This window comes from Chamaesiphon polymorphus CCALA 037, from assembly GCF_003003845.1.
Lineage (GTDB): Bacteria > Cyanobacteriota > Cyanobacteriia > Cyanobacteriales > Chamaesiphonaceae > Chamaesiphon > Chamaesiphon polymorphus.
Map to the genome: position 1 here is coordinate 1 of NZ_PVWO01000208.1, position 9,509 is coordinate 9,509.

Consider the following 9,509-nt stretch of genomic DNA (forward strand, 5'->3'; position numbering starts at 1 on the left):
GACGGAGACAGCCGCAACAAGAGCGGGTTTCGAGTCAACGTTCGGTACCGCCGATAATTGTGCCTGCACCGCTACCTGAGATTCCGACAGAGCGATTGTCATTGGAAACGCCAGAAGGCTCGGTACCGCTTAACTCTAACTTCTATATCGAGCGGTTGCCGCAAGAGACTTATTGCAGAACCGAAATTGCCAAACCCCATGCGCTGATCCGCCTCAAAGCACCGCGCCAAATGGGTAAAACCTCGCTGATGCTGCGCTTATTGCGTCAAGCCGAAAGTCAAGGCGATCGCACGGTATATCTGAGCTTAGAACATGTAATGGAGCAGGCGTGGAGCGATGCCGATCGCTTTTTGCACTGGTTTTGTGCTAGTGTCGCACTCAAAACTCAACATAAATTCCAGCATCAAGACTACGCCAGCCTTACGGCAATGGTGGGGAGTACGCTCGGTACTCAGGAATATTTTGAGAGCTACTTATTACCCGATTTAGTCGCACCGCTGACTATCGGCTTAGACTCGATCGATCGGTTATTCGATTATCCTCACCTGTATAACAACTTTTTTAGCCTCTTACGTAGTCTCCACGAAGCTGGGAAACATACTGAGGTACTAAGTAAACTGCGACTGATTATCTCTCACGCTGCCGAAGTCTACGTCCCGCTAGAGATCGATCGATCGCCATTCAATGTCGGAATTAGTATCGAACTGGGCGAATTTACACCCGATCGAGTGGCATTACTCGCCGCCAAACATCAATTAAACTGGACGCAGACAGATATCGGCAACCTGATGAGCGTCATTGGCGGACATCCCTTTTTAGTCAGACTGGCGATGTTCGAGATTGCCAGCAATAATATCGATTTATCGACTTTGCTAACGACAGCTACCAATCGCGAGGGAATTTTTTATCGCCATCACCTTGCACGAATCGAAACTACTCTTAATAGTCAACCAGATTTACTTGCCGCGATGACTAGTGTCATTCGTTCTCCAGAAGGCACAAATTTAGCTCCCAGCTTGAAAGGGAAATTAGAAGGACTGGGTTTAATCAAACTCCAAGGTGAAGTTATCGTTCCCAGGTGCGAGCTGTACCGTCAATATTTTCGATCGTTACCGATCTGACTGTCATTTTTTAGGTCTGTAGGGGTGGGTTTAAGCAATTTAATGTGGATATTACCGTTTGATATCGGACAAAACCCACCCTCCACCAGCAGGATCTAAAAGATCTCAAATTCTTCTTATTCCAAAATGATGTTGAGGTGCAACTTACCATTTTCGCGCGCCCCGCTTTGTTATCCCACTATCCCGCAACCCCTATTTTCGCAATCTTGCCGCGATCGAAACTAAATAACAACTAAATAGTAGCAAAAATATCTCTTTGCGGAATTCAGTGTTGTGGATTGTTTAATTAATGCATAACCACTCACACACACCGATAGCAGTCATGTCCAAGCAAATTTTTATCTCTGGTTTAACTCTGCTTTCTGTATTGTTTGCTACAGCTACTGGTGGATCTGCCGAACTCGCACCTGGAGTCAGCACCCTGACTATCAAACGGATCGAACGCACTAAAGCTCCTGCAAGCACCAACAATCGTCAAGTGGCTTCAGCCAGCGAGAGATCGATGGCATATGTGCGGCAGGGTTTAGCCGCTCAAAAATCTGGGAACGATCGCCTCGCACTAGAATACTACTATCTCGCCGTCAAACTCGATCGTACCAATGCTGTTGCCTTCATGGCGGCGGGCAATCTCTTAGGAGATACAGATGAAGGGATTAGTTGCATGAAAGCCGCAGCACTACTATTTCAACGGCAAGAAAATCAACAAGGTTACGAGTTGGCAACCAGTTGGTTGGCAGAGCACGGAGCGTCTGAATAGAGGGTAGAAGGTAGTGAATAGTGGATAGTGGATAGTGAATTTGGATGCAAGCGTCCTTTAGTCGCCTCATTCACTCATCCACCCCTCCACCCATCCATCCACAAGTTGGCAGTATTTAGCCGATCGAAACATCGATTATCAATAACAATGGAACTAGCCAACTTACTTCAAAAAATCGATCGAGTACAGCTCGAATCTTTACCAACGTTGGATCTGAGCTTTCACCGCATCAGCATGTTACCAAATAGCATTGGCGATCTAGCGAGCTTAGTCGCTCTATCATTACTGAACAATAACCTGATTACTTTGCCCGAAACTATCGGCAATCTTTCTAAGCTAACTAGTTTATCTCTCAGTGGTAATCAACTGAGTAACTTACCCAATTGTCTTGGTAAGCTATCAAATTTAACCAACTTATATATAGGCTCCAATAGATTAGTTAATATTCCCGAAAATATCGGTAATCTCTCAAAATTGACTAAATTGAGTCTCAGAGATAATTGCCTGAGTACCCTCCCAGAAAGTATCGGCAGCCTCACTAATTTAACCTGTCTGCATCTCGATCGAAATCGACTAACCATCCTACCAGCTAGTATCGAAAACCTTACCAACTTAACCGAATTAAACCTCAGTGGTAACTTACTCGATCGCTTACCAGATAGCATTTGCAGCCTGACAAACTTAACCGAATTAAAGCTCAACGGCAATCGACTCACGAGCCTACCTAAAAGTATCTGCAAGCTCACAAATTTAACCGAACTGCACCTCAATGGTAATCCTCTGACAGATTTATCAATTCTCCAAGAATTACCTAAATTAGAAACCGTTTGGTTTCAGGGTGCCAATCTGCGCTATCAATATTGGAGTGATTTGAGTAGCTGGAAACTTCAGCGGCTATTAGCTAAATATAGAATGGAGGCCGCTCGAACATCGATCGAATCTACTAAAAGCAAATTAACGATCGACTAACCACAATTATCTCATCCACCCCTCTACCTTCTGCCTAAAGCCTAAAGCCTAAAGCCTAAGACCTTCCCCCAACCGAACCCCCACGGACGGATATTACTACGCCCGATTGTGAGAGCCGAGTTAATATTTCGTTACAATAGACGTAATCGATAAAAAACGCTCCTAGACTCAAAGAAAGAGGTCGCTGTAGATGAATGGTAATATTCGGGTGGGTTCCTTATTTGGCATCCCTTTTTATGTAAACCCCTCATGGTTCCTGGTGTTGGGCTTGGTCACCTGGAGTTATGGCGAAGGCTTGGCGGCACAATTTCCAGATTTGCCAGGTAGCACTCCCTTACTCTTAGGTTTAGTTACCGCCTTACTATTATTCGGTTCCGTACTCGCACACGAGCTAGGACACAGCTTTGTGGCGATTAAACAAGGAATTAAGGTAGACTCCATTACACTATTCTTATTCGGCGGATTAGCCAGCTTAGAGAAAGAATCTGACAGCCCTGCTAATGCCTTTTGGGTCGCGATCGCTGGCCCTGCGGTAAGCTTAGTTATCGCTGCTACTCTGACTGGACTCGGTTTCGCCACCCATATTACTGGCCCCTTAGCTGCAATTGCCGCCGTACTGGCTGCCATCAACCTATCGCTCGGTTTATTCAACCTGATTCCTGGTTTACCCCTCGATGGTGGTAACATTCTCAAAGCGATCGTCTGGAAAGTCACGGGAAATCAATATAAAGGTGTCAAAATCGCTAGCATCGTCGGTCAAGCCTTTGGTTGGGTCGCGATCGCATCCGGTCTAGTGCCCCTATTCTTATATGGTAGCTTCGACAACTTCTGGAACCTGCTAATCGGTACGTTCTTACTTCAAAATGCTGGCAAATCCGCTCAGTATGCGCGAGTACAAGAACGCTTGACAGGATTGACTGTCGCCGATGCTGTCACTCCAAACAGTCCCATCATTCGCGACAATATCACCCTCCGCGAATTTGTAGACCAACGCACCCTCTCTGGTAGCAACTGGCAAAAGTTCTTAGTAACTAACGAATCTGGCTACTTAGTCGGCGAACTTGCCCTAGATGCACTCAAAGATGTCCGTTCCGATCGCTGGGCGCACACTCTCGTCAGCGAGATCGTACAATCGATCGAGCCATCGACAATTATTATCAGCGATCGACCATTATTACAAGCGATCGAACAATTAGAATCCAAGCATGTCAGTACGCTCAGTGTCACCGATAGCGATGGTATTCTGGTCGGTCTCTTAGAAAAAACCGCCGTCATCAACCTGATTCACCGCCAACCGCAGGCCAATCCTGCTTAGATCGAGATATGTAAGTACGATAGACCATTAGGGATCTAAATATTAGCAACCAGGGAGGGGCAATTTATGAATTGCCCTTCCCTCGTTTTTAGCCGCAGCTAATTTTCATCATTATCGTTGCCGATCTCCCCGCAATAACTCTCTAGAAGTAACCAGATTGTCATGGTAGTGTAAATTAATTGCGATAGCACGATTGTCTAGTAGATCGGCTAAAGTGGATAACATTTATAGCTCAAACCCTTGCTATATTTCAACTATCAACGATCGACTATCAACTATCCACTATCAACTATCCACTACCCTCACATTTAGCCACTTCTAAATTCATCTCATGCGACCAAAGTTTGTCCCGATAATTCTGGCTGGCGGTAAAGGCGAACGGTTTTGGCCACTCAGCCGCAAACACCGTCCCAAACAGTTTCTCTGCCTCGATGGTAGCGGTGAAAGTCTGATTCAAGCCACGGCTAACCGACTGGTGCCGATTGTCGGTGGGTGGGACGATATTTGGGTAATCACCTCAAAACTGCTCGAAACGGGCGTCCAAGAGCAATTACCCAGCCTACCAGCAGCTAATTTACTCGCCGAACCAGAAGGGAGAGATACGGCTGCGGCGGTAGCTTGGGCGACATTAGAAGTAGCCAAACGGTATGGCGAAGATGTCGTAGTCGGCTTTTTTCCTGCCGATGCTTGGATTGCCGATGCTGAAGCTTTTGCCCAGACGATCGAATCGGCGGTACAATTGGCCGAGCATACAGGCGCGATCGTCACGCTAGGAATTACACCAACTTTTCCGTCAATTGGTTACGGTTATATTCAGCAGGGAATTTCCAGTGGCAAGTATAACGATCTAGATACCTATCGAGTCGATCGATTTACCGAAAAACCAGATTTAGAAACAGCAAAAAGCTTTATCGCTAGTGGCGATTATACCTGGAATAGTGGCATTTTTATTTTCACCGCCAGCACCGCGATCGGCGAATTAAAGCTACATGCGCCCGAACTAATGCAATTACTGATCGAAAAAGGCGTCAGTATTTATCCCACCCTACCGAAGATCAGTATCGATTACGCTTTGATGGAAAAAACCAAACTCACCCATGTAATTCCCGCTGATTTTGGTTGGGATGACTTAGGGGATTGGAACGCGATCGAACGACTCCTTAAAGGCGATAATATCAATGTTGAATTAGCCAATCATGTCTGCATCGATACCACAGGCGCAGTGCTCTATGCCAGCAATCCCGATGAAGTTGTCGTCACGATCGGATTAGAAGATGTCGTCGTCGTTCGCGATGGTGATGTGACGCTAATTGTCGCTAAAGATCGCACCCAAGAAATCAAACAGGTAGTAAATAAAATCAAAGAAGATCGACAACTCGATCGATTACTCTAACTAAACTTATTCTTGCAAGCTGTCCATTGATGTAGTTACAAAATCTAGATCGATTGCGGCTAGCTCCCTTTGAATGTCTGAGTTATACCAAATCCGCTTCACAAAACCTTTTTTTGCGATCGAAAACCCAGGTAGGTGGCCCTCACCCCGCCATCGCCTGTGGCTCTGGCTCCCCTCTCCCAAGCTTGGGAGAGGGGTTGGGGGTGAGGGCTGAGGTTAGGAGGTTTTTCAAACCGGATTTGGTATTACTTGCCATCTCATCTAACTCAGCTTCAATTGTTGCCAAAACTATAGATATTTCATCGATCGATATCGATCGAGTTTGAGCGCAATTGCCACAATTTACCCAGGTGTAAATTGTGGCAATTGTAACTGTCGTAGCTAAAATAATTATAGAAATTATTTCCAAACTATATTAACGTAGTTAGCTCCCACTAGGCGTATTTGTCCAGACTTGCCCCCAACCGTAACATAGTAAGATTCTCCATCGATCGTTCGCATTGAAAAGCTGTTACCTCTGGGGTTCCATCTGTACGGTTGTAGGCATTCTCCGTAATTCAGTCTGCCAACCGGACGCAATGTTCTAGCATCTCGAATATTCACATCTGTAGAACTCGTCGCACAGAGATACGGTCGCGTGGGTTGAGCAGATACTGGTGAAGCCACAAGCGCGACAGAAGCTAAAGCCAAAATAGTCGATAAATGTTTCATATTTAACCTGAATTAATTATTTATTGCTACGTTAAGCTCGATTCATCGATCGACCAAAGCACTCGCATAATCCTTTCGTTGCAGATAGACATTCGATCGGATTGAATATGCTATGTAAGCTTGCTAAACATGTTAAACATTATACTCCTACGATTGTATTGCGATCCTATTTTGCTACCTGAGCGACTAGCCAACCACCGATCGCCAGTCCGATAAAATTAGGCAACCAACCCGCTAAAAATGGGGAAATAACTTCAGCTTGTCCTAAAGCTCCACAGACAAACATCATTAAATAATAACCAAATATCATTAATACACTGACCCCAAAGCTCGTCGCCTTGCCAGTACGTTGCGGACGAATACCCGTTGCCGATCCGATTAAACTAAAGACGATACATACAAATGGGAGAGCTAATTTATTCTGAATTTTGACTGCAACAGTTAGAGCTTTTTTCTTATCGCCAGTGAGCTTAACTTGCTCTAAATATTCCAGCGATTCAGCTACACTCATATCATCGGGGTTGCGATTATCTAGTGCAGCAATATCGAACGGTGAGCTGGGTAATTGTAAGTGTTGACGTGTAAAGTTGACGATATTACCATAGGATGAATTGGGAGAGATTATATAAATAGTCCCATTAAAAAAATCCCAGGTATTTTTAGTAGTATCTAACACAGCAGACTGAGCGTTAATAATTTGACTTAAGCCGACATCTGCTTTCGATCGATCTAAAATTGTCAACCCAGTCATCGTTTTACCATCAAATTTCTCGGCATAAAATAACCACGCTAGCACCTGTTCCTTTTTGCCATCTCGTTCGACTTCTTTGTAAATTGGTTTAACAATATTCTCGGTATTAAATGTGGGTTTATCCTGTTTTAAAGCTGTGGTAAGGATCGTTGCCGCTCTTTGGCTGGCAACAGGTACGAGTAATTCATTAAAAAAGAAGGTAACTCCAGTTACGACAAAGCTTAAAATTACCGCAGGTAAAATTAATCGATAAATACTAATACCGCAACTCCGAAAGGCGACGATCTCGCTAGAGGCAGAAAATCCACCATACGTCATCATCCCCGATAAAAGAATCGACATTGGGAACGCAAAAGTGACGTACTGCGGCATTTTAAGTGCCATGACTTCTAATGCAACTGTAATCGGCAAGCCAGCTTCGGCAACCTGTCGGACGAGATCGAACAAACTACCGACGGCTAAGACGATCGATGAAAATGCGCAAACACCAAATAAAAATGGCATCAGTAATTGAGTGACGATATATCGATCCATCACCGAAATACCTGGTAATAAAATTCGCGATAAATTTGGATTTCTCACGTAGGATTAATTGATAATTGATAATTGATAATTGATAATTAATAACTAACTCTGAAGATTAAAAATAGATTTATCTCGCTTTTAAAACTTATCTACCACTTATCTTTAATATTTCTAGCTCTAGTACCGAGCGGCGTAAATCCTAGTACTATTTCGGGAAGAGTTGGGAGTTGGGAGTTGGGAGTTGGGACAGTAGAGGTAGAGTATAGGCAATGGTTGCTTTACTTATGCCGTCGAGTACTAGTAGATTGCCGCTAGTGCTCTATGCTTGAAAATTACTGCCTAGATAATATTGACGTACCAAAGGATTGGCATACATTTCTTCGCTACTACCCGAAGCAAAGACTTGACCTTCGCGCATAATGTAGGCGCGATCGGTAATTGCGAGGGTTTCACGAACGTTATGATCTGTAATCAGGATACCCATATTTCGATCGCGTAATTTGGCAATAATTTTTTGAATTTCCGCTACCGCGATCGGATCGACACCTGCAAATGGTTCGTCTAAAAAAAGAAATCTCGGCCCATTAATACCAGCAGCTAAGGAACGAGCGATTTCTGTCCGTCTTCTTTCGCCTCCCGATACCTGGTTTCCCAATGTATGCACGACCTTCTCTAGATTAAATTCCGTAATGAGATCGGTCAATTTGCGATCCCATAACTTGCGCGGCACCTTAGTTTGTTCGAGCACCAGCAAAATATTGTCTAATACAGTCAAACTCCGAAAAATACTCGCCTCCTGAGCCAAATAACCAATTCCCAAACGCGCCCGCTGATGAATCGACAGCGCGGTAATATCTTCATCATCGAGCCAGACTTTGCCTTGATTGGGCTTTTCGAGTCCAGTGGCGATATAAAACGTTGTAGTTTTACCCGCACCATTCGGCCCTAGCAAACCAACGATCTCGCCTTGGGCTACCGAAAGACTGACGCGATTGACAATATTTCGCTTCCCGTAGGATTTTTGAATATTTTCGAGGATAATCTTCACGCGATCGAGGATGGGAGGGCGGATAGGCTCGTACTAATTATTAGTTCTCTCAGGAATGACATAGATCGACTGTACGGGAATACCTGGTTTTTGTCTGGCGATAAATCGTCCTTGATCGATAAAATAGGTAATCGTATCCCCTTGAAGACTGTTGCCGTTGTTAACGACTAGCACATTGCCAGAGAGGACGATTTGTCTGGCTTTAATGTTGTATTGAGCGGTATTTGCCCGTGCTTGCAGTTGTTTATCAGGGTAGCTGATGCGAACATTACCGCGCGCTGTCACCATTTCTGTCTTAGTATTAGCTTCTTGACTATTAGACAGGATGATCATCCCTTTGCCACCTTGTTCGGGGATGATATAGTTACTGCGAACTTGCTGTTTGGCCTTGGGAGTGGCGATAAATTTACCTTCATCGATTAAATAAGTCACACTTTCTCCTTCCAACGTATTACCATCCTGAACGATCGTAACGTTACCCGTCAAGACAATGCGTTGTTGTTTGATAAAGTATTGAGCGAGATTGGCTTGGGCCTGGAGACTGCGACTGGGATAGCGCAGTTGGACATTACCGCGTGCGGTGACTACTTGGGTTTGAGAATTTGCCTCTTGGGTATCTGCTTGGATGGATAGTCCTTGGGGGTTGGCTGGCTGGGCGTGGACGGGGATAATTTGAGGAGGTAGCGCAATCGTGCCACTACAAACGATCGATGACAGCAGTAGCAGCCATCGCCAGTCACGGTAGCGATTGAAAGTGTGAGTTATGCGGTGCATGTATTAAATCTTATCTGGATTTGGTAGCCCCGATCGCTCGGAGCTGTGAAAACTTTCGCTCGACTACTATCGACACTAGCCGAAGTCTCTCCTCTTTGACGCGATCGATTTATGATAAGTTTCACCGGAGCGGGGAGCGGGGAGC

Annotated in this window: 10 protein-coding genes; 5 read left to right on the forward strand and 5 right to left on the reverse strand. The window is 44.9% G+C overall.

What is annotated here, in order from left to right; genetic code table 11:
• The 5 genes from C7B77_RS16005 to C7B77_RS16025 all read left to right on the forward strand — a co-directional run.
• On the forward strand, window positions 1–1,121 hold a 1,121-nt coding region (locus C7B77_RS16005), incomplete at its 5' end, for an AAA-like domain-containing protein (RefSeq protein ID WP_106306786.1).
• Window positions 1,122–1,443: 322 nt separating this feature from the next.
• Window positions 1,444–1,878: a hypothetical protein gene (locus C7B77_RS16010; protein ID WP_106306789.1), complete on the forward strand. Its 435-nt coding sequence runs from the start codon at window positions 1,444–1,446 to the stop codon at window positions 1,876–1,878.
• A gap of 147 nt (window positions 1,879–2,025) precedes the next feature.
• Entirely contained in the window at window positions 2,026–2,847 is an 822-nt protein-coding gene (locus tag C7B77_RS16015) for a leucine-rich repeat domain-containing protein (RefSeq protein ID WP_106306792.1), read from the forward strand.
• Between the two features lie 190 nt (window positions 2,848–3,037).
• Window positions 3,038–4,162, forward strand: coding sequence for a site-2 protease family protein (locus tag C7B77_RS16020; RefSeq protein ID WP_106306795.1), 1,125 nt, complete (start codon window positions 3,038–3,040; stop codon window positions 4,160–4,162).
• Window positions 4,163–4,493: 331 nt separating this feature from the next.
• The gene (locus tag C7B77_RS16025; protein WP_106306799.1) at window positions 4,494–5,555 is read left to right on the forward strand and encodes a mannose-1-phosphate guanylyltransferase; all 1,062 of its coding nucleotides are present in this window, start codon (window positions 4,494–4,496) and stop codon (window positions 5,553–5,555) included.
• 142 nt (window positions 5,556–5,697) lie between these two features.
• Here C7B77_RS16025 and C7B77_RS29295 read toward each other — a convergent pair whose 3' ends face one another.
• The 5 genes from C7B77_RS29295 to C7B77_RS16040 form a co-directional block, all read right to left on the reverse strand.
• Entirely contained in the window at window positions 5,698–5,964 is a 267-nt protein-coding gene (locus C7B77_RS29295) for a hypothetical protein (protein WP_146138352.1), read from the reverse strand.
• Window positions 5,955–6,266, reverse strand: coding sequence for a hypothetical protein (locus tag C7B77_RS29300; protein ID WP_146138353.1), 312 nt, complete (start codon window positions 6,264–6,266; stop codon window positions 5,955–5,957). Before C7B77_RS29300 ends, C7B77_RS29295 begins: the two co-directional genes overlap by 10 nt.
• 166 nt (window positions 6,267–6,432) lie before the next feature.
• The gene (locus C7B77_RS16030; protein ID WP_245894228.1) at window positions 6,433–7,599 is read right to left on the reverse strand and encodes an LptF/LptG family permease; all 1,167 of its coding nucleotides are present in this window, start codon (window positions 7,597–7,599) and stop codon (window positions 6,433–6,435) included.
• Between the two features lie 262 nt (window positions 7,600–7,861).
• Window positions 7,862–8,590 carry an LPS export ABC transporter ATP-binding protein gene (gene lptB / locus C7B77_RS16035; RefSeq protein ID WP_106306802.1) on the reverse strand — a complete coding sequence of 243 codons (729 nt, stop codon included), beginning with the start codon at window positions 8,588–8,590 and terminating at the stop codon, window positions 7,862–7,864.
• A 33-nt stretch (window positions 8,591–8,623) separates the two neighbouring features.
• A complete protein-coding gene (locus C7B77_RS16040) occupies window positions 8,624–9,364 on the reverse strand; it encodes an LptA/OstA family protein (protein ID WP_106306805.1) in 741 nt (246 codons plus the stop codon).
• Window positions 9,365–9,509: the final 145 nt, after the last annotated feature.